At 41.6% G+C, this 19,607-nt stretch carries 17 protein-coding genes; 8 read left to right on the top strand and 9 right to left on the bottom strand.

Translation table 11 applies throughout. The features are described 5' to 3' along the window. Positions 1 to 42: 42 nt before the first annotated feature. The 4 genes from hfq to tsaE all read right to left on the bottom strand — a co-directional run bounded on the left by hfq (position 43) and on the right by tsaE (position 4,012). Positions 43 to 558 (bottom strand): RNA chaperone Hfq, encoded by a 516-nt coding sequence (gene hfq, locus ACY3FQ_RS07235; RefSeq protein WP_004984873.1) that lies wholly within the window; start codon positions 556 to 558, stop codon positions 43 to 45. Between the two features lie 93 nt (positions 559 to 651). Beyond that, positions 652 to 1,596, bottom strand: coding sequence for a tRNA (adenosine(37)-N6)-dimethylallyltransferase MiaA (gene miaA, locus ACY3FQ_RS07230; protein ID WP_489773767.1), 945 nt, complete (start codon positions 1,594 to 1,596; stop codon positions 652 to 654). Positions 1,597 to 1,602: 6 nt separating this feature from the next. Next, positions 1,603 to 3,543, bottom strand: coding sequence for a DNA mismatch repair endonuclease MutL (gene mutL, locus ACY3FQ_RS07225; protein WP_348960242.1), 1,941 nt, complete (start codon positions 3,541 to 3,543; stop codon positions 1,603 to 1,605). After that, on the bottom strand, positions 3,536 to 4,012 hold the full coding sequence (tsaE, locus tag ACY3FQ_RS07220; RefSeq protein WP_279665940.1) for a tRNA (adenosine(37)-N6)-threonylcarbamoyltransferase complex ATPase subunit type 1 TsaE: 477 nt from the start codon (positions 4,010 to 4,012) through the stop codon (positions 3,536 to 3,538). The genes mutL and tsaE overlap by 8 nt, the downstream gene beginning before the upstream one ends. Positions 4,013 to 4,133: 121 nt before the next feature. Between tsaE and ACY3FQ_RS07215 the strand changes: the two genes are divergently transcribed. The 3 genes from ACY3FQ_RS07215 to ACY3FQ_RS07205 all read left to right on the top strand — a co-directional run bounded on the left by ACY3FQ_RS07215 (position 4,134) and on the right by ACY3FQ_RS07205 (position 6,030). After that, positions 4,134 to 5,048 (top strand): pseudouridine synthase, encoded by a 915-nt coding sequence (locus ACY3FQ_RS07215; RefSeq protein ID WP_348960241.1) that lies wholly within the window; start codon positions 4,134 to 4,136, stop codon positions 5,046 to 5,048. A gap of 112 nt (positions 5,049 to 5,160) precedes the next feature. Beyond that, complete coding sequence (locus ACY3FQ_RS07210; protein WP_004984882.1) at positions 5,161 to 5,496, top strand: type II toxin-antitoxin system RelB/DinJ family antitoxin; 336 nt, start codon at positions 5,161 to 5,163, stop codon at positions 5,494 to 5,496. Positions 5,497 to 5,589: 93 nt separating this feature from the next. Beyond that, positions 5,590 to 6,030, top strand: coding sequence for a GNAT family N-acetyltransferase (locus ACY3FQ_RS07205; protein ID WP_004696801.1), 441 nt, complete (start codon positions 5,590 to 5,592; stop codon positions 6,028 to 6,030). A 29-nt stretch (positions 6,031 to 6,059) separates the two neighbouring features. Here the strand turns inward: ACY3FQ_RS07205 and ACY3FQ_RS07200 are convergent, their stop codons facing one another. Beyond that, entirely contained in the window at positions 6,060 to 6,779 is a 720-nt protein-coding gene (locus tag ACY3FQ_RS07200; protein ID WP_489773766.1) for a pseudouridine synthase, read from the bottom strand. Between the two features lie 136 nt (positions 6,780 to 6,915). On the opposite strand from ACY3FQ_RS07200, the gene ACY3FQ_RS07195 reads away from it, so the two are divergent. Together ACY3FQ_RS07195 and ACY3FQ_RS07190 are read left to right on the top strand one after the other, a co-directional pair. Further along, positions 6,916 to 7,374 (top strand): DUF441 domain-containing protein, encoded by a 459-nt coding sequence (locus ACY3FQ_RS07195; RefSeq protein WP_004696797.1) that lies wholly within the window; start codon positions 6,916 to 6,918, stop codon positions 7,372 to 7,374. Positions 7,375 to 7,621: 247 nt separating this feature from the next. Then, on the top strand, positions 7,622 to 8,842 hold the full coding sequence (locus ACY3FQ_RS07190) for an MFS transporter (protein ID WP_159152502.1): 1,221 nt from the start codon (positions 7,622 to 7,624) through the stop codon (positions 8,840 to 8,842). 212 nt (positions 8,843 to 9,054) lie between these two features. On the opposite strand, the gene ACY3FQ_RS07185 is transcribed toward ACY3FQ_RS07190, so the two are convergent. The 3 genes from ACY3FQ_RS07185 to ACY3FQ_RS07175 form a co-directional block, all read right to left on the bottom strand. Beyond that, positions 9,055 to 10,038, bottom strand: coding sequence for an ion transporter (locus tag ACY3FQ_RS07185; protein WP_062032884.1), 984 nt, complete (start codon positions 10,036 to 10,038; stop codon positions 9,055 to 9,057). A gap of 101 nt (positions 10,039 to 10,139) precedes the next feature. Further along, on the bottom strand, positions 10,140 to 11,855 hold the full coding sequence (locus tag ACY3FQ_RS07180) for an AAA family ATPase (protein ID WP_489773765.1): 1,716 nt from the start codon (positions 11,853 to 11,855) through the stop codon (positions 10,140 to 10,142). Positions 11,856 to 11,984: 129 nt separating this feature from the next. Then, on the bottom strand, positions 11,985 to 13,949 hold the full coding sequence (locus tag ACY3FQ_RS07175; protein ID WP_489773764.1) for a hypothetical protein: 1,965 nt from the start codon (positions 13,947 to 13,949) through the stop codon (positions 11,985 to 11,987). A 239-nt stretch (positions 13,950 to 14,188) separates the two neighbouring features. On the opposite strand from ACY3FQ_RS07175, the gene mdh reads away from it, so the two are divergent. Beyond that, complete coding sequence (gene mdh / locus ACY3FQ_RS07170; protein ID WP_279740925.1) at positions 14,189 to 15,400, top strand: iron-dependent methanol dehydrogenase; 1,212 nt, start codon at positions 14,189 to 14,191, stop codon at positions 15,398 to 15,400. A 191-nt stretch (positions 15,401 to 15,591) separates the two neighbouring features. Then, positions 15,592 to 16,563 (top strand): alpha/beta hydrolase, encoded by a 972-nt coding sequence (locus tag ACY3FQ_RS07165; RefSeq protein WP_279740928.1) that lies wholly within the window; start codon positions 15,592 to 15,594, stop codon positions 16,561 to 16,563. A 29-nt stretch (positions 16,564 to 16,592) separates the two neighbouring features. Here the strand turns inward: ACY3FQ_RS07165 and ACY3FQ_RS07160 are convergent, their stop codons facing one another. Continuing rightward, positions 16,593 to 17,768 carry a helix-turn-helix domain-containing protein gene (locus ACY3FQ_RS07160; RefSeq protein ID WP_489773763.1) on the bottom strand — a complete coding sequence of 392 codons (1,176 nt, stop codon included), beginning with the start codon at positions 17,766 to 17,768 and terminating at the stop codon, positions 16,593 to 16,595. A 198-nt stretch (positions 17,769 to 17,966) separates the two neighbouring features. On the opposite strand from ACY3FQ_RS07160, the gene exaC reads away from it, so the two are divergent. Continuing rightward, entirely contained in the window at positions 17,967 to 19,478 is a 1,512-nt protein-coding gene (gene exaC / locus ACY3FQ_RS07155) for an acetaldehyde dehydrogenase ExaC (RefSeq protein ID WP_279740929.1), read from the top strand. Positions 19,479 to 19,607: the final 129 nt, after the last annotated feature.

Raw genomic sequence — 19,607 nt, 5'->3', positions numbered from 1 at the left:
ATAAAAAAAGCCTCTCATGTGAGAGGCTTTTTTAACAATCAATTAACGATTATTTTCGTCATCTTGAGTGTCTTCAAATTTTGATTCGCCATCAAAACCAGTCGATTGGCCACTGAAGCCACCTTGACCACCGAAGCCACCTTGACTACCGAAGCCACCTTGACCACCGAAACCACCTTGACCACCGAAGCCACCTTGACCACCGAAGCCACCTTGTTGACCACCAAAGCCGCCTTGTTGACCACCGAAGCCGCCTTGTTGACCGCCGAAGCCGCCTTGTTGACCGCCAAAGCCGCCTTGTTGACCGCCAAAGCTACCTTGTTGACCAGCACCAGCAGGTGCACCAGCAGGACGTGGGTTACGTGCAGGAACAACTGTAGAAATTGCATGCTTGTAAACCATTTGGCTTACTGTATTTTTTAATAAAACAACATATTGGTCGAAAGATTCAATATGACCTTGTAACTTAATACCGTTTACAAGGAAGATAGAGACAGGAATACGTTCTTTACGGAGAGAATTTAAGAACGGATCTTGCAAAGTTTGACCTTTAGACATGTTATAACTCCAAAAAAATTTAAAAATCAGCGCAAAAAACTATCTTTATTTTTCAATTAAAAATTATAAAAAAGATAGTAGCTAAATTTTGCTTTATCCGTAGCAGTTTCGCAAGTCTTCTTGTGCCTGCGTGATAGTAGAATACGTTGTAAATTTATGTGCCTCTTGCAAAGATCTTAACCAAGTGTATTGACGTTTAGCAAGTTGTCGTGTCGCAAAAAGTGCTTTATCCTCCATTTCACGTTGTTTTTCGACAGTTTTATCTCCTTTCTGTAAAAATTCGAGTGCTTGTCGATACCCAACTGAGCGCATAGCCGGTAAATTTTCATCTAAATCGTATTTTTTCATAAGTGCTTCCACTTCATTCAAAAATCCGATGTCCCACATAATTTTCAAGCGTTGTGCAATTCTTTGGTGCAATTCGGCACGGTCTGGCATCAAAGCATAATTATGAAAATTATAGCGATAAGGCACGTTTTTAGGTTGTTCAGCTTGAAGTTTAGTAATAGGCTGCCCTGTCAATTTGTAAACTTCTAAAGCGCGAATAATCCGTTGTTTATCACTCACTTTAAATTTTTCGCCCGCCAGTGGATCCACACTACATAATTCAGCATAGACCGCAGACCAACCCTCCGTTTCACCTTTGGCTTCTATTTCAGCACGAACAGCATAATCTGCGCTCGGTAAATTGCTTGAAAGACCTTCTAAAAGTGCCTTGAAATAGAGCATGGTTCCACCCACCAAAATCGGGGTTTTACCTCGTGCATGCATATCATCAATTAGAACACATGCATCTTCAACAAAGTTTGCAGCCGAGTAGACTTCTAATGGGCTAATAATATCGATAAGGTGATGTGGATATTGCAGTAACTCTTCTTTGGTCGGCTTTGCTGTACCAATATCCATATCTTTAAAGACCAATGCTGAATCTACAGATATCAGTTCAAAATTTCCTTGCTCATAGAGCTGACATGCCAAAGCAGTTTTACCACTTGCAGTTGGCCCCATTAAATTGATGACCGGCAATTGAGTTGACATGTACAACTACTCTCCTCGAGCAAAAAGCTTATCTAGTTGAGCCAATGGAAACGTGCGCCAAGTTGGGCGACCATGGTTACATTGGCTGGCAAATTCAGTTTGTTCCATTTGACGAAGCAAAGCATTCATTTCAGAAAGACCTAAAATACGATGCGCGCGAACAGCACCATGACAGGCCATACCCGCTAGAATTTGATCACGCTTTTGCAGTAAGCCCTGCGCTTCATCATTTGGATCCAAATCGTTCAGTAATTCAGGTACCAGCGCTTCAAAGTTGGCTTTATGTAAAATCGCAGGCACACCACGAACAATGACCTGCTCATCGCCATACTGATCAATTTCAAGACCTAAACGCGCCAATTGATCTTTGAGCTCTTCCACTCGCGTAGCTTGCATTCGCGTGATATTAATCACTTTGGGAATAAGTAACTGCTGAGAAGTCCAAAACTCTGGTTTATCCCACGCTGACTTCATTTGCTGTAGCAGAATACGCTCATGCGCTGCATGCATATCAACAATAATCAGCCCTTCTGTATTTTGAGCCAGCACATAAATACCATGCAATTGTGCAATTGCAATTCCCAATGGATGTTCATCGACTTTAGGGCTTTGCACTGTAAAATCAGCCAAAGGCTGAGCTTGATCAACAGCAGATGATGTATCACGTAGAGGTGCTAAATAGCTTTGCAAAGCATTATTGAGCTGTTGTGAGCCCTGATAGCGTGAAGGTTGCGCCGAATAATGGACGCCTTGCGGTTGATTCGAACTAAAGTCAGTAAGCACATCCGATGGAGCTTGCTCACCAGTTTGTGCAGACTCAACATGACGATGCAACTGCAAAGGCTCTTGATAGCGAGGCTGCACAGACATCAAAGCTTGATTTTCTGCAACCTTTATTGCATCAGATAAATCTGCGGTTGCCGTTTGAAACTGCGATAAAGTCTCTTTGGCATAATGACGTACAAATTCATGTACTTCACGTTGATTCAAAAAGCGAATTTCATGTTTGGTCGGATGTACATTGACATCAATATTTTCAGGGTCTACTTCCAGAAAAAGCAAATAACCCGCATGCTGATGTCCATGCAAAATACCATCATAAGCCATACGCAGCGCATGAGAGATGGTTTTATCTTTAACAATTCGACCATTCACATAAACATACTGCAAGTCAGCCTGAGCCCGCGCATCGGAGGGATGTCCCAACCAACCTGTTAAACGCATGTTGATGCTATCTGCATCCATCCAATAAGCATTTTCAGTAAATGCGCGCCCTAGCAACTGCTGTACGCGCTGAAAACGTAGCTCCCCACTATCTGCAATCGGCAAGTTTAGTTTGATGCTTTGATTATGTTCAAGCACAAAACGAATATCGAAATGCGTCAGCGCTAAACGTCGGACAATTTCCTCAATATGACCAAACTCTGTGCCAGGCTTTTTGAGAAATTTTCGACGCGCAGGCACATTAAAAAATAAATCTTGTACCCGAATATGCGTACCTTTCGGCGCAGCTACAGCCTGAATCTCTTGACGGTCAAATGCAGTTCCATTGACTTCAACTTGATAGCCAATTCCATCATCCGCTTGACTACTGGTCAAGGTTAAACGCGACACCGCTGCAATAGAAGCCAATGCCTCTCCGCGAAAGCCTAAACTGACAATTGCATGTAAATCTTCAGCGGTTTGGATTTTACTGGTCGCATGGCGCATCACCGCCAAAGGGAGATCTTCAGCGTGAATCCCTCGACCATTGTCCATGATTTCAATTAAAGTACTGCCGCCTTGCTCTACCCGAATAATCAGCTCTGTCGCACCTGCGTCAATCGAGTTTTCAAGTAACTCTTTGACCACAGACGCTGGACGCTCAATGACTTCACCTGCTGCAATTTGGTTGGCTAAAGCAGGATTCAAAGTATGAATACGACGTATCTTTAAATCATCACGCATTGTTTAATTGGCTCTCTAATGCTTGTAATAATGCTACTGAATGGAAACTTAAGGTAGCAGACCGCGTCAGTTCATCTTCCGATTTTTGGATATCAATAATTAAGTCCGCCTCAGGGATCTCATCGCCCCCTTTAGACGGCCATTCAAACAAAAACAATGCATTGGGCGTTTCCAAATAGTCACGGATACCCATTAACTCCAGCTCATACGGATCGTTTAAACGATACAAGTCAAAATGGAAAATATCATGCCCTTGAACTTGATACGGCTCAACTAAGGTATAAGTTGGGCTTTTCACGGAACCTTGATGGCCTAAATGCTGTAAATAATGGCGTGTTAGCGTAGTTTTACCCGCACCCAAATCCCCAATTAAATACACCACACCCGTCGTAAAATGCTGTGCCAAAATTTGCGCTAAATTTTGGGTATCTTGTTCATTATTGAGCGTTAAATTAAATGAATACTGCATAATACTCACGACAAGTGACAAAAGAACAATTATGATAGCACTGGACTCACAAAATGCCCAAGCTACAAGCTTGAAATCTCGTATTTAACTGCGCCAACCGATTAGATATTGCCTGTACATCATGCTCAACATAAAAACTGCTGAATTTTGTCCACCCATGCTCAATGGCGTGAGCGCAAGCAAAGTGTTCTTGCCTAAATTAAATCCAACACCACACACCGTATTGGCTTATTTATCTGACCAATTTCCGCATATTAAAGCATCTGAGTGGCAGCAACGTTTTCATGATGGCTTGGTCTATGACGCTGAAGGTAATGTACTCCATACAGATTCGGCATATCTTGAAAATCAGCATGTGTTTTATTACCGTTTTTTAGCGCATGAAATTGAAGTTCCATTTCAGCATGAGATTTTATTTGAAAACGATCATTTCTTAGTGGTGGATAAACCGCACTTTCTGACCATCAGTCCCACGGGGCAATATGTTCAACAAACCCTATTGGTGCGGCTGAAAAAACAAACAGGCATTGAGCATTTAACGCCCATCCACCGCCTTGACCGTGAAACCGCTGGCTTAGTGATGTTTTCCAAATGTATTCACAGTCGAGGGCTGTATCAGCAAATGTTTGCAGATCGACAGGTTCAAAAAACCTATCATGCGATTGCACCTTTTAACCGCGAACTCAAATTTCCACGCATAGTAAAACTGCATATGCAAAAAGGTGAACCGTTCTACACCATGCAAGTCCTAGACGAAGCACCGAACAGTGAAACTGAGATCTTGCTTTTAGAGCATGATGAAACATGGGCAAAATATGAGCTTAAACCCGAGACAGGGAAGCAACATCAACTCCGTGTACACCTCAACTTCTTAGGTCTTCCGATTAAAAATGATCCGTTCTATCCTAAAGTTGTACATAAAACCGACGATGATCTTAGTCAGCCTTTACAGCTCTTAGCTAAGCATCTTTCATTTAAAGACCCAATAACTCAACAGCTTATGCAGTTTAGTTCCAATTTTGAATTGACATTGTAATCTGCTTGTCATTACAAAATAATTTAAAATTCCATTGTATGAATATTGAAATTACAATGAAATTGATTAAAATAACTTCTACCCTTAAGTCGTTCAAATTATTTAAAAAATCATGAGAAAAACAGAAGTCTATCAAATTCGACTCGATTCCCAAGAAAAGAAACAAGCTTTTGCGGTGTTTAAACAACTGGGAATTACGCCTGCGCAAGCCGTTCGTTTGTTCTTCAAACAAGTGGTTTTAACCAAATCCATCCCTTTCTCAATCGAAAACCAGAACATCAATATTGAACAGCTGATTAAACTACGTAAGCTCAAGCAAGAACAGAAAGCGGTTGAACACATCACTAGCGCAGACTCAACAGCAACCAATGATTTATTTGCAGACGATGAACATATTGATCTTTTTGAAGAATTAGCTGCAATCTTGGGAGAAAGTGACAAAACTTAACAGTGTTGCATTTCTAAACAAATTTTAGAAATATCTCTTTCAAAACTTAGGTATGCTTCATGTAAATACTATAAATACAGCATGGAGTAATACATGATCGTTAGACGTGCCACTTTAGAAGACTTAGAAAAACTTGCTGTATTATTTGATGAATATCGCCAATTTTATGGTGCATCTTCCAACCTAGCGCTTTCCCAAAAGTTCCTTAAACTTCGCCTTGAAAACGAACAAAGCGTCATCTTCATTCATGTCAAAGACGATGTGATTACAGGTTTTGTGCTGCTGTATTTAGGTTTTTCTTCTGTAGCCTGCGCAACTTACTATATTTTAGATGATGTTTACGTTTCTCCACCGCATCGTCGCCATGGCTCAGCAAAACAATTGATTGATACCGCTATTTTGTTTGCGCGACACGAAAAAGCCATTCGTATTACGCTTGAAACTCAAAAGAATAATTATCAATCCCACAGCTTATATGAAGCCATGGGCTTTGTAGCGGATAATGAGTTTAAGACCTATCATTGCTTTCTATAGTATTCAGCGTCTAAAGACTACCTTTACTCTCAAGATCCATTACGTGTCTTGGCTAAAGCCACTTGTTCGGCATTTAAATAGATCCAATGCCCTTCGACTAAATCTGGCATACCCGTTAAGTCGAGCGCCCCTATTTGCTGACGATGCAAGCTCTCAACTTTATTTCCAACTGCCGCAAGCATACGTTTCACTTGATGATATACCCCCTGATGCACAGTCATTTGCAATTCACATTCAGCTAAGCGTTTTACATCCGTTGCAGCAAAACTTCCTTTTTCATTTCGCAGCTCCACTCCTTGCTCCAGCTGTTGAACTTGTTCATCTGTAACAGGGTCGGTCGTTTGCATGCGATACACCTTTGCCACATGCTTTTTAGGGTGTGTCATCGCTTGTAAAAACTGACCATCATCGGTGAGTAACAATAAACCTGTGGTGTCTTGATCTAGACGACCTACACACTGAATACCACGATTTAAGAGCTCATCGTCAAACAAATCAAAAACACTAAAATGATGTGTCGCCTGATGTGAACATTCATAGCCTTGAGGTTTATTTAAGGCGATATAGACTTTTTCACGGTATTCAAAGCTCTCGCCATGTACCTTGTAGTGCAGCGCATCCAATTTGAGTTTATGTTTAGGGTCAGTAATGATCTTCCCATCAATTTCAATGGCTGCATTTTTAATCAACTGTTGGCAATGCTTTCGCGAACCAAATCCTTGCGACTGCAACATTTTTTCCAACAGCATTAGCACACCACATTTTTAAATAAAGGCTCATTTTATACTGAAATACAGGAACATCAATCAAAGGACTCGGTTCATACGGCAGAGTGGCTAAAAAAACGTTACAATGCACATGTTTTTTTGACCAGTCTCGCCCCCTATGCCGAACTTAGATTTGAACTTGATCGTCCTCCTGATCCTACTGGCTTGCGGTATTTTCAGTCACAACTCTGCGGTAACCATTGCTGCTGCAGTACTCATTATTTTGCGGATGACACCACTGAGTGAATACTTTCCACTCATCCAACAACATGGATTAAATATCGGGATCATCATTTTAACCATTGCAGTTTTAGTGCCTATTGCAAGTGGCAGAATTAGCGGTGAAAGTATTTTTAAATCTTTTTTAAGTGTTAAATCGTTACTTGCTATCGCCATTGGTGTTTTGGTTGCATGGCTAGGTGGTCGTGGTGTGAAACTGATGTCAAACCAGCCCGATGTTGTTGCAGGCTTGCTGGTTGGAACCGTTGCAGGGGTAGCTTTACTACGTGGCGTTCCAGTCGGCCCACTCATTGCGGCTGGGTTACTTACCCTAATCATTGGTACAGGACAGCCCTAGCCCAACGAATACAAAACCAATCCAAATTCTCAAGCTAGGTCGAATTAATCTGTATTTGCTGCCTTTAAATTTGACTTCTTTTTATAGAATGTCCACTCAATATAGCGCTATGAATAAATATTCATCGTGCAGAATCTTCAGAGTTCATATGAATATTACGATTGCTTCGTTCACTTATAACTTTTTTGAACAACCAAATTTTCATGTGATAAAGAAAGTATAATACTTTTCATTTACTCCTCTATTTATGTCCTCTCAAGAAAATAGCATCCCGCCAACCCGCAACTTATCTGTCATTATTTTGGCATTGGCACTCGGTGGTTTTTGTATTGGGACTACTGAGTTCGTTGCCATGGGACTCATCCAAGAGATCTCACAAAGTTTCAATCTCAGCATTCCTGTCACAGGGCATTTTATTAGTGCCTATGCTTTAGGTGTGACTATTGGCGCACCTGTGATTGCCATTTTGGCCGCAAAGGTTCCGCGTAAAACGCTTTTAATTGGTCTCATGCTATTTTATGGTATCGCCAATGCCAGTACAGCTCTCGCAAACAGCTATGAGTCTATGTTGGTCTCACGTTTTATTGCAGGTTTCCCTCACGGCGCTTACTTTGGTATTGCCGCTTTGGTGGTTGCAGAGTTTGCTGGAAAACAAAAACGTGCTTCGGCAGTCGCCATGCTCATGATGGGGCTTAATGTCGCGACCGTGATTGGTGTGCCTTTTGCGACATGGCTGGGTCAGCTGTATGGTTGGCGTGCAGGTTTTGAATTTTCTGCATCTATCGCATTTTTGACCGTGGTCGCAATTTGTTTTGGCTTACCTAAAATGCAGCTGGATCACACAGCCAGCATTCAAAATGAACTGCGTGGACTTAAAAATACACAAATGTGGCTAACGCTTGCTGTCGGTGCAATTGGATTTGGTGGGCTGTTTTCTGTCTATAGTTATGTATCGCCTATTTTGACTGAATATACCCATGCTAGCATTCAAGTCATTCCGTTTGCACTGGCATGTATTGGGCTCGGGTTGGTCGTCGGCGGTGTTGTCGCAGGACACTTTGCCGATAAAAACTTAAACAAGGCGATTATTTGGGTCTTAGTTTCCAATGCCTGCTCTTATGTACTTTGTGCTTTATCTATGGATCACCTTGCCACTGCTTTTATTGCACTCTTCTTAGTCAGCTTCAGTATTGCAGGCTTGGGGCCTTTACTCCAAACCCGCTTAATGGATGTCGCTGGTAATGCACAAGGCTTAGCAGCTTCGCTGAATCATTCTGCATTTAATATTGCCAATGCTTTTGGTGCTTTTCTGGGCGGCTGGTTAATTAGCCAAGGTTTAGGTTGGCTAGCTCCAATCTGGGTCGGAGTTTTACTAAGTTTAGGTGGGCTGATTATTTTATTGTTGGCTTTTCAGCATGAGAAAAAGTCGATATCCGCATGTAAAAATGATGCAAATCAGGCTTGTTAACCCCCTATAAATGACTTTTATCTAAAAACAATAAGCGTGCATAAAAATTCAATCGTATTGTTATGCACGCTTTTACAATCCATCATTCAGATTAATATCAGGCCGTTAAGAATCTTACTGGCATTTTTTTAAACTCTAGGTTTTATTCGATACGCGATAACGTCATCCGCATTAAGAAGTTAAATACGAAACTCCTTAACTGACTGGCATAATCATTCAGGTAGTTTCTTCCCACAGTGTGGACAATAGGCATATTGCTCACGCTCTTGCCTTAAAGATTCTTCTTTTTGTTCACGAATGAGCTGTAAAATAATATCCTGTGTTTGCTCTTTGGTCAGCCCAACTTCTTTACGAACTTCTTCAATTTTTTCTGTTTCTAAGACAAAATCAATATCACTATTTTGGATTAATTCTCGAAATCTAAGCTCAAGTTTTTCTTTACGCTGCTCAAGTTCATTGGCCAAACCATTCGCCAAAATACCCGCAGGTAATGCCGCTAAACCTACCCCTAAGATGGTAATAATCGCTCCAAGAAAGCGTCCTAACGGCGTAATAGGTGTCACATCACCATAACCGACGGTGGTCAGTGTAACCACGGCCCACCACATTGAAGCTGGAATGGAGCTGAAAACTTCAGGTTGTGCCTGACTTTCAATCAAATACACCCCTGCAGCCGCCATAATGATCATAATCATTAAGATGAAAATAACCGCTTGAAATGAGCCTTTTTCGCGCTCAATGACACGTAATAAAATTTGTAGAGAGACAAAGTAACGGGTGAGCTTGAGAAGTCGAAGCAAACGAACAATTCTTAAGAATCGTAAGTCGAACTGAACAAAGAAGTTTAAATACGCAGGTAGAATAGCCAAAAGGTCGATAATCGCCCCACCACTTTTGACCCAATTTAGACGGTTTTTCCAATCCGACTCAAAACTATTAGATTCAGCAATTGACCAAAAACGTAAGAGATATTCGACGCTAAAAACGATAATAGAAAAGATTTCAAAATAATAGAAAAAGTCTTGGTACGACACATAGTACTTTTGTACAGACTCCAGCAAAACCGCAGCTGCATTACTCATAATCAGTGCAATGAGAAAATAGTTCAACCCTCGACTTAAGGGCGTCTCATAATCCTCATTATGCAAATTGTTATAAACAAATTTGCGAAGCGTGTACCAAGCTGTCAATTTCATTACGATTCTAAGTTATTCTTATCCCTTAAAATTCAGTTTAACTGAAGTTCCGGGCAAAGTAAGTAAGAAATTTCTGCGCGAAATGCCCTAGTTTTAAGAGGCTATTCAATATATAACAGCGCTAAACGAACTTGGTCATAGCCCATACGTGGATTTGTCAGTTCCACAATAGGACGAAGCTTAATCGCACCATCCTCACTAAAATGTTCTGTTTGCTGACGCTTCATTAAACGTTTATAAATTTTCCGCACTTGCTCAACTACTTCTTCTCCAGGATGTGCCACGGAAATATCTAAGCCTTGCTCTTTATGCAACTTTGCCAAATGGTTGATAATGGTTGCAGCTGTCAAACCGCGCTCTTGTGCGATATCTGCAATTTCATAACCACCTTCAAACAACTCACGTGTTTCATCAAGTGTTGCAGAAGCATAGTTGGCTTTACCTGCATTACGGGCAATTTTCTTTTCATTACGCTCAATCTCAATTTCATTGAGCGTTCCACCACAGTGACGAATAAAGGCCTTGTGCTGTGGCTCAAGATCAATGGCCTCAAAATGTGTTTCGGCTTCATCGGAGAGTTCTTGGAAGCGGCGGTCTGCCTTAATGGCAAGACTATCTAACTCCAACGCTTGTTCATTAAAACCCAGTAGCCTTAAACCATCCAAAGTCTTTAAGCGCGACAAAGCCACATAGCCCTGTCCTTTTTCAAAAGTATGGCTGAGGTTAATTTCCGCTGCCGCTAAAGTCATCCCTTGCGACTTATGAATAGTAATGGCCCATGCCAAACGCAATGGAATTTGCTGAAAACTGGCAATGGTTTTGCCTGCATCATTGTCCACTGACCAAGTTTCAGGCTCAACCACCAGTACCGTACCATCAGTCAGTTTGACCTTCGGCAAGATCCCAAAGTCATCATCTTCTTCAAAGCCCACTACTTCGCCTAAGCTACCGTTGATATAGCCCACATCGAAGTTGTTCTTTACAAACATCACTTTGGCATTTTTCTTGAGGGTTAAATTTTCAGGTGCACGCACAGAAGACTTTAACGTTTCAATAAGCTTGTCATTGCCATCACACACTGCTTCAAACTGTCGACCTTCATTCTCAATTTCATTCAAATGTTTGAAGTTGATGGTGTCCACGTCCATATTATGCGTATATAAACGTGTAAAGATTTCCCCAATATCTTGCTGACGTGTAGCTTGCAAAGCCTGCAAGTGCTCAGAGTTAATACTCTGACTGCGAATGGCATTTAAAATATCATTGAGATAATCATTGCCCTGACGGTGCTGCTCGGTCAAATAACACACGCGGAATTGAGCTTCCACCCAAGCATCAGACATAAAACAGAATTTATCGCGGTTGCGCTCTTCATTTTTACCGACTGGCGGTAACTGGAAGAAATCACCTGCAACAATCACTTGAATCCCGCCAAATGGCTCTTCACTTTCTTTAAAGAACTTAAGGACTTTATTGACCAAATTGAGTTGCTTGGCATGTAACATCGAAATTTCATCGATGATTAAAACTTGGGCATTTTCTAAATGCTCTTTTAAGTATTTACGTTCTTTCATGCGTTTGAGTTCATCTTCCCCCAACGCATCCTTAATTCCAATGCCAGCCCAAGTATGAATAGTCATGCCATTCATATGCGTTGCGGCAATACCTGTAGAAGCGGTAATCGCCACAGGCACTTTGCGGGCTTTTAAATAGTTAATATATTGGTTCAGCGTATAGGTTTTTCCTGCACCAGCGGAACCGGTTAAAAAGACATTTTCGCCCGCTTTTAAGAGTTTGAGTGCAGTTTCTTGCTTCATAAGACCTATACCATTGATGAACGGCTATAGCCTACCGAGTTTTTGCTAAAAAGTTAAGCAGATCTCGTCACACAGTAAATGATGTGCGACAAATTAGGTCCATTGTTGTTTAATTTTTTAAGGGTTTGGTTATTGGGTTTGATTCAGCATGGCAATGAATTGTTCAGCGACGACAACATCATCAGGTAGTGCTTTTTGGTTATTTGGATATTCAAGCTGATCAAATAACAGTTGCCCTGCAATATAGTGACAACCGAGCGTCAAGTGCCGCTGTGCGTCGGTATGACTCATATGAAATGCAGCATATTCACGCACAATAATTCGCTCAGCAAAACTGGCTGCTAAGCAATGTTGAAAGCGACGTGATTCAGCAATGATACGATCAATATCTTTGAGCTCCTCAAGCACCCAACTCTCAATAAAATAATAAGCTTCATGACTGATCGGTTGCCATGACACACAACCAAGCTTTCGTTTCAGTTCAGCGAGTAACTCTTGGCTATGCAATTGATCATGCCACTGCACAGCCTGATGAAATAGGCTCTTCCATGTGACATTTTTTAAAACCTCCTTTTGCGTCTCAAAATGTTCAGGCAAATAATCGCGCACATAAGCATCAAACACCGAAACTCGTAAAGGCGGCCGATTTAAATAAAACAACTGTCTAAAGCTTTCAATATGCAGTTTATGTTGCTTTAATTGAAGATAAAAATCACGGTGTTGTTGCTTATCTTCGCTAAAATAAATCACTAAGTCTTCTGGGAGTTTCTGCGCAATTTTATCTAGATGCTGAATATAGGCCTGCATTACGCGACTCAATTTTGTGTATACCCGTTTCCCCCATTCGGGCTGCTGTTCTACCACACGGCGTAGCAGTTCGAGCCATTCATCTAAATACAAAATAGACGGGCTGATCGCTATCCGCTGATCATCCATATCTTGGCGTCTATTTTTTAAGACCACATGCTGGTTAGCCTCCAGCTCAAACCAGTGCTGTTGTAAGGCATACTCATAGCAACTTTGTATAAATAAGCGAGCCGCAACATGTTGGAAGTACTTTAAAGTCGTGACAATAATCTCAGGATGATAAGACTGAGTATCGAGATAACTTAAAGCCGTTACGGCAACGCGTATATTACTGTGCTGAATATTTTGACTAACCCAGTCTGTCACCACCGCTTTTTGTTTGAATAACCAATTTACGGTACGGCTTTCATCAAAAATCGGGAGTTTGGCGACCTTCTTTTGCCATGTCTTGGTCTCAGTTTTTAAAAAATGCCGCTTAGACAACAAATCACGCGATGTCCAAAAATCCCGATGCATAAGCCGCACAAAGCCAAGCATATGGGGCTGCTCTTTAGCATGCGGATACAATAAATGAATGTCGTGCGTATGATCCATCAACTCTTGTAAAGAAAACCGTTCGGGAAATGCCGTTTGTACAATGCGATAAACATACGGATCTAATAATTGATTGGCACTGCAACACAGCTCATCATAACTATTCATCAACGACTGTAAGGGTAAAATATCTTCCGCTTGATCTACATCTAAATTGCATAAGCGATGCAACTCGGCCAGCAAACTTCGCTCAGAGGTCGGATCAGTTGTATTGAATTCAACTTGCTGGCATAACTGTTGAAAGAGTTCTGATTGAGTTTCTCGTATTTCAGTCAAAATTGTTTGCACGCGACTCGGTCCATCGAACAAAACAAACACTTGTTGAAGAATTAGCTGACGCAGCTGTTTAACTTTATTGCGCAAATACAAAGAATGTTGTGGGGACTGATCACCCACTAAAAACACAATGTCGTGTAAACAAAACTCTTCGAGTGCTTCTGCATAGTGCCCTTGATAGATAAACTGTGGAACACACAGCTCCGCCTGTTCCATCGGTGTATAAAACTGAATATGAAAACAATGATTTAAAATTTGAATCCGTTGTTGTTTTACGTCGACACTTAAAACATTTTGCACATTGAGTGTGGAGAGAAAAGCGGACTGCTCGTGATAAAGCTGCTGAATACTCGGAACAACTTGTCTTAACTGTATAGCAAGACTTTGATATTGCTTAAGCTTATCGTTTTGCTCCACGGCTTTTCCTCTTTGAATTTGGCTATTTTCACCACAACTTCAAAACCAATATAAACAAATCCCGAACCACAGGCTATGCCTTTTATCGATAGCCATTTTGTTCGTTGAAGCCATTTCTCCTCATTCCCTTACTCATGGTAGGTATTTGGTAGGTACACAAGTTTTTTGAATCATTCAATACTCTAAAAACGGTAATGAGCACCGATAACAACATAAATAATGGTAGAAGGAATCGCACCATGGCTTTTAAAAATATTGCAGATCAAACGAACGGTTTTTATATCCCTTGTGTTTCACTTTTTGGACCAGGCTGTGCCAAAGAAATTGGTGGCAAAGCACAAAACCTCGGTGCAAAGAAAGCACTAATTGTGACTGACGCAGGTTTATTTAAATTTGGCGTAGCCGACACCATTGCAGGATATCTCAAAGATGCAGGTGTTGATAGCCACATCTTCCCAGGTGCAGAACCGAACCCAACTGACATCAATGTCCACAACGGCGTGACTGCGTATAACGAACAAGGTTGTGACTTTATTGTGTCCTTAGGTGGTGGTTCTTCGCATGACTGCGCTAAAGGTATTGGACTTGTGACTGCGGGCGGCGGTCATATTCGTGACTACGAAGGAATTGATAAAAGTACGGTTCCAATGACCCCTCTTATTGCCATCAACACCACGGCAGGTACAGCGTCAGAAATGACACGCTTCTGTATTATTACCAATACAGATACCCATGTAAAAATGGCAATTGTAGACTGGCGCTGCACTCCACTAATTGCAATTGATGACCCTAAACTGATGATTGCAAAACCTGCAAGCTTAACAGCAGCAACAGGTATGGATGCTTTAACCCATGCAGTAGAAGCTTATGTTTCAACAGCCGCAAACCCAATCACTGATGCCTGTGCTGAAAAAGCTATTTCAATGATTAGCGAATGGTTAAGTCCAGCAGTTGCGAACGGCGAAAACTTAGAAGCACGTGATGCCATGAGTTATGCACAATATTTAGCAGGTATGGCATTTAATAATGCATCTCTAGGTTATGTCCATGCAATGGCACATCAACTCGGCGGCTTCTATAACCTACCTCACGGCGTATGTAATGCAGTCCTACTTCCACACGTCTGTGAGTTCAACTTAATTGCCTGCCCTGACCGTTATGCACGAATTGCTGAACTGATGGGAGTTAACACCACAGGTTTAACTGTGACAGAAGCTGGATATGCTGCAATTGACGCAATTCGTGAACTATCTGCATCGATTGGTATTCCATCGAGCTTGTCTGAACTGGGTGTGAAAGAGCAAGATTTGGGTGTTATGTCTGAAAATGCGCAAAAAGATGCCTGCATGCTGACGAACCCACGTAAAGCAAACCATGCTCAAGTGGTCGACATCTTCAAAGCTGCACTCACATCTAGTGCTTCAGTGGTCGATTTTAAAGCAGCGGTCTAAGTTCTCTTCTTAACTTTTTGTTTGCTTTGACAATTTAAGTGGAATGAAACAGACGTCCATACTGTTTCATTCAGGTAAGCCTAATCCTTGCTTACCTGTGCACTTAAATTGTCTTTTTTATTTGTGGTTGACAAAGTTTTGCACTTCATCAAGGATAAGAAAACTCATGACAATAACAACCAGAGCAAATTATGTCAGCAACTCAGACTCATCCTGCGTATACAACTGATGTCCTCGGTGAAGGCTATGAACAATTAAAACTCAGTTTTCCAGACGATTATGAAGGTGCTGTATGCGCAACCCTCGTACGCAAAAAAGCACCGCAAAATACTCAAAAAGCTGTGCTGTATATCCATGGTTTTATTGACTACTTTTTCCAAACCGAAATGGCTGAACAATTTAATCAGCATGGTTATGATTTTTATGCGCTCGATTTAAGAAAATATGGTCGTTCTCACTTGAGCCATCAAAAATATTATAACGTCCGTGATCTCAACGAATATGATGCTGAAATTACCCAAGCCTTAGAGATCATTGGCAATGAAGGCCATACTACGGTGCTGCTTGCAGGACACTCTACGGGTGGCTTAATCACGACTTTATACGCTGCACACAATCCTAAGCATCCGCTGATCAAAGCACTTTGGGCCAATAGCCCTTTTTATGATTTTAATATGCATCCCATTAAGCGCAAACTTGGTGTGCCGCAGCTCAGTCGACTCGCAAAGCGTTTTCCTGACCTCAAGTTTCCAAGTGAACTGAATAAATGGTATGTACCGAGCCTACATCAAAACGAGCATGGTGAATGGAACTTTGATTTGGAGTGGAAACAACCAAGCTATTCTATGGTTCGGATCAGCTTTGTACGTGCAATCCATGAAGCACAGAAAGAAATTCATCGCGGTGGTTTAAAGCTCTCTGTCCCTACACTCATCATGCATTCACATCAAACGCTCAACCCAAAGAAATGGGGCGTAGCCGCGCAAACCAGTGATGTGATTTTAGATGTTAAAGACATTGAAAAGCAGGCCAAAAATTTACAAGGTGACGTCACTGTCGTGACCATTCATAATGGTTTACACGACTTAGTCCTCTCCGCACCTGAAGTTCGTGCCGAAGTCTATGCTGAGCTGTTCCAGTGGCTCGAGCAAAAAATAGTGTAACTACACCTTTCTAACACAATTCATAATCTTTAAATTTTATATTTCTCGAGTAGCTGATGCGCAGGATGTCCATTCGGTGTCAGCTCAATGAGTCGCTCAACGGCATCAATCGCCTCTGGGTAACGTGCGACATGTTTAAACAGCATATCGGTTTCATTGGCTTTAAAAATCGCACTGCTTAAACGTGACTCCAAACAATCGCGCCATGCACATAGAAATGGACTTTCCGTTTTAGGTAATAAAACCCCTGAACACAGCTTCAATGCGGTCTCAATATAGGCCGCATCTAAGGCCTGCTCAGCTTGTAAAAAATCAGCCTCAATATGCACCAAAATTCGATAGGGACGAGATCCCAACATGCCACCAAGCAAGTCACGCAGTTGTGACATTTCGGCCTTAAGTGTTCCCACACTCACCTTGCGCTCACCATATAAGGCCTGATGCAAAGTATCTAAAGTCATACCCTGTGGGCACAACGCCAAGATGGTCAAAATTTCAATTTGTCGCGGTGTGAGGACCATCACTTTGCCATTAAAATGTACTTGTGGTACACCAAAAGCACGGATATATAATTGTTGGCGCTGATATTCTAACAGTGCCGTTTGGATGATAGATGCACAGCGCTCTGCTGCGAGTAGACCAAGGCTATTATGATTTTTCCATGTGGTGGATAAATCAATCACCCCAAGGACGTGTTTTGAGTAAGGGTCAATGATTGGTGCAGCATAACAAACCCAATCATGAATGGAACTCATATAGTGTTCATTTGAAAAGACACAACTGGACTGTTGAGTTTTTAAGGACAAGGCCAATGCATTGGTCCCCACCAATTCCTCTCGCCACTGTCCACCTTCAACAAAATGTACACTTTCTGCCGCATTACGCATTTGTCTACTGGACGCACTCCAAATAATGGTACTACCAATATCGCCTACAGCCACCACCATAGACGACTGTTGTGCAATATGTCTCAGTTCATCTGCGCAATAACTCAAAGCATGTTGCAACGCTGAACCTTGTGACATGGAACCCTCAGAAATGGGCGCAGCAAAGCGATCTTTTGGAATTTCTGCGGAGTTAGAGCGCTGCCATGAACTTGCAATACTTTTTCCCAATTGTTCAGCTTGTACCGTCGAAATACTGCTACTGGTTCTAAGCTTTTCTATTTCTTGTCTTTTCTGTATTAAATGTTGCATTGCCATCATTCCTTATACTCAAAACAATTCCTGATATACGTCCACTGTATTACTTGGTTGTAAACATTTGTCAAAGCCGTGTAAACCTCCTTCCTTCCAACCTTTTTCCAACCTTATATTAGTTATGCTACTTAAATATTGTACAGATGTACCTTATACCAAAGCTGTAGATGCTTTTAAAAAATCAATAAGCAAAGGAACTTCAATATGCGCTATGTAGACCCTAACCAATCTGGTTCTAAAGTAGAATTTAAAGCACAGTATGACAACTTTATTGGTGGCGAGTGGGTTGCTCCAGTAAAAGGTGAATACTTTGAAAATATCTCTCCTGTCGACGGTAAAGTTTTTACAAAAGTCCCTCGCTCATCTGTAGAAGACATCGAACTTGCACTTGATGCTGCGCATAAAGCCAAAGAACAATGGAACAAATCTTCTCCTACTACACGTTCAAATTTACTCCTTAAAATTGCAGATCGTCTAGAACAAAATCTAGAAAAATTGGCTGTGGCTGAAACATGGGATAACGGTAAACCGATTCGTGAAACACTTGCAGCGGACATTCCTTTAGCCATTGACCATTTCCGCTATTTCGCAGGTTGTATCCGTGCGCAAGAAGGTGGCATTTCTGAAATTGATGAAGATACCATTGCCTATCACTTCCATGAACCATTAGGCGTGGTAGGACAAATCATTCCATGGAACTTCCCAATTTTGATGGCAACATGGAAAATTGCTCCTGCTTTGGCTGCGGGTAACTGTATTGTACTTAAACCTGCAGAACAAACCCCTGCGAGCATTTTGGTTTTAATTGAACTCATTCAAGACTTACTCCCACCCGGTATTTTAAACATCGTCAACGGTTATGGTGTTGAAGTGGGTCGTCCACTCGCAACCAATCCACGTATTGCTAAAATTGCATTCACTGGCTCTACTGCTGTGGGTCAAATGATCATGCAATATGCCACTGAAAACATCATTCCTGTGACTTTAGAATTAGGTGGTAAGTCTCCAAACATCTTCTTTGAAGACATTATGGATCAAGACGATGAGTTCTTAGACAAAGCACTAGAAGGCTTTGCTATGTTTGCGCTTAACCAAGGTGAAATCTGTACGTGCCCATCGCGCGCTTTAGTTCAAGAAAGCATTGCGGATAAATTCCTTGAAATGGCAGTTGAACGTGTAAAACGCATTAAAACGGGTCATCCGCTCGATACAGAAACGATGATTGGTGCGCAAGCTTCACTTGAACAACAAGAGAAAATCTTGGGTTGTATCGCAACAGGTCGCGGTGAAGGTGCGCAAGTACTAACAGGTGGTAGTGAGCGTAATGAAGTGGGTTCTGGTTTCTATATTGAACCAACCATTTTCAAAGGCACCAATGACATGAAAATTTTCCAAGAAGAAATTTTTGGGCCTGTACTTTCAGTGGCAACATTCAAAGACTTTGACGATGCGATTAAAATTGCCAACGACACCATTTATGGTTTAGGCGCTGGTGTATGGTCACGTTCAGCACATACCTCTTACCGCGCAGGTCGTGCAATTCAATCGGGTCGCGTTTGGACCAACTGTTACCACATCTACCCTGCACATGCCGCTTTCGGTGGCTATAAAAAGTCAGGGATTGGTCGTGAAAACCATAAAATGATGCTTGATCATTACCAACAAACTAAAAACTTACTTGTGAGCTATGCAACCAAGCCTATGGGCTTCTTCTAAGTACTTAGCTTATTCGTATTCTGTTCTCTATGTGTTTAGGGTGATTCGTTACCCTAAACATTTCTCGATCAAACATCAAACATCAAACATCAAACATCAAACATCAAACATCAAACATCAAACATCAAA

The sequence above is a fragment of the Acinetobacter sp. AB03 genome, assembly GCF_058107045.1.
Note: the sequence above shows the minus strand (reverse complement) of the source record. Positions and strands in the feature narration are given on the sequence as shown.

Bases quoted from the DNA above. Each gene is read 5' to 3' on its own strand.
- ACY3FQ_RS07185 (WP_062032884.1), bottom strand. From the start codon at position 10,038: ATGAAATTGACAGCTTGGTACACGCTTCGCAAATTTGTTTATAACAAT.
- ACY3FQ_RS07215 (WP_348960241.1), top strand. From the start codon at position 4,134: ATGCTCAACATAAAAACTGCTGAATTTTGTCCACCCATGCTCAATGGC.
- mdh (WP_279740925.1), top strand. From the start codon at position 14,189: ATGGCTTTTAAAAATATTGCAGATCAAACGAACGGTTTTTATATCCCT.
- ACY3FQ_RS07200 (WP_489773766.1), bottom strand. From the start codon at position 6,779: ATGCTGTTGGAAAAAATGTTGCAGTCGCAAGGATTTGGTTCGCGAAAG.
- ACY3FQ_RS07165 (WP_279740928.1), top strand. From the start codon at position 15,592: ATGTCAGCAACTCAGACTCATCCTGCGTATACAACTGATGTCCTCGGT.
- tsaE (WP_279665940.1), bottom strand. From the start codon at position 4,012: ATGCAGTATTCATTTAATTTAACGCTCAATAATGAACAAGATACCCAA.
- mutL (WP_348960242.1), bottom strand. From the start codon at position 3,543: ATGCGTGATGATTTAAAGATACGTCGTATTCATACTTTGAATCCTGCT.
- miaA (WP_489773767.1), bottom strand. From the start codon at position 1,596: ATGTCAACTCAATTGCCGGTCATCAATTTAATGGGGCCAACTGCAAGT.
- ACY3FQ_RS07160 (WP_489773763.1), bottom strand. From the start codon at position 17,768: ATGATGGCAATGCAACATTTAATACAGAAAAGACAAGAAATAGAAAAG.
- ACY3FQ_RS07180 (WP_489773765.1), bottom strand. From the start codon at position 11,855: ATGAAGCAAGAAACTGCACTCAAACTCTTAAAAGCGGGCGAAAATGTC.
- exaC (WP_279740929.1), top strand. From the start codon at position 17,967: ATGCGCTATGTAGACCCTAACCAATCTGGTTCTAAAGTAGAATTTAAA.
- ACY3FQ_RS07205 (WP_004696801.1), top strand. From the start codon at position 5,590: ATGATCGTTAGACGTGCCACTTTAGAAGACTTAGAAAAACTTGCTGTA.
- ACY3FQ_RS07210 (WP_004984882.1), top strand. From the start codon at position 5,161: ATGAGAAAAACAGAAGTCTATCAAATTCGACTCGATTCCCAAGAAAAG.
- ACY3FQ_RS07190 (WP_159152502.1), top strand. From the start codon at position 7,622: ATGTCCTCTCAAGAAAATAGCATCCCGCCAACCCGCAACTTATCTGTC.
- hfq (WP_004984873.1), bottom strand. From the start codon at position 558: ATGTCTAAAGGTCAAACTTTGCAAGATCCGTTCTTAAATTCTCTCCGT.
- ACY3FQ_RS07195 (WP_004696797.1), top strand. From the start codon at position 6,916: ATGCCGAACTTAGATTTGAACTTGATCGTCCTCCTGATCCTACTGGCT.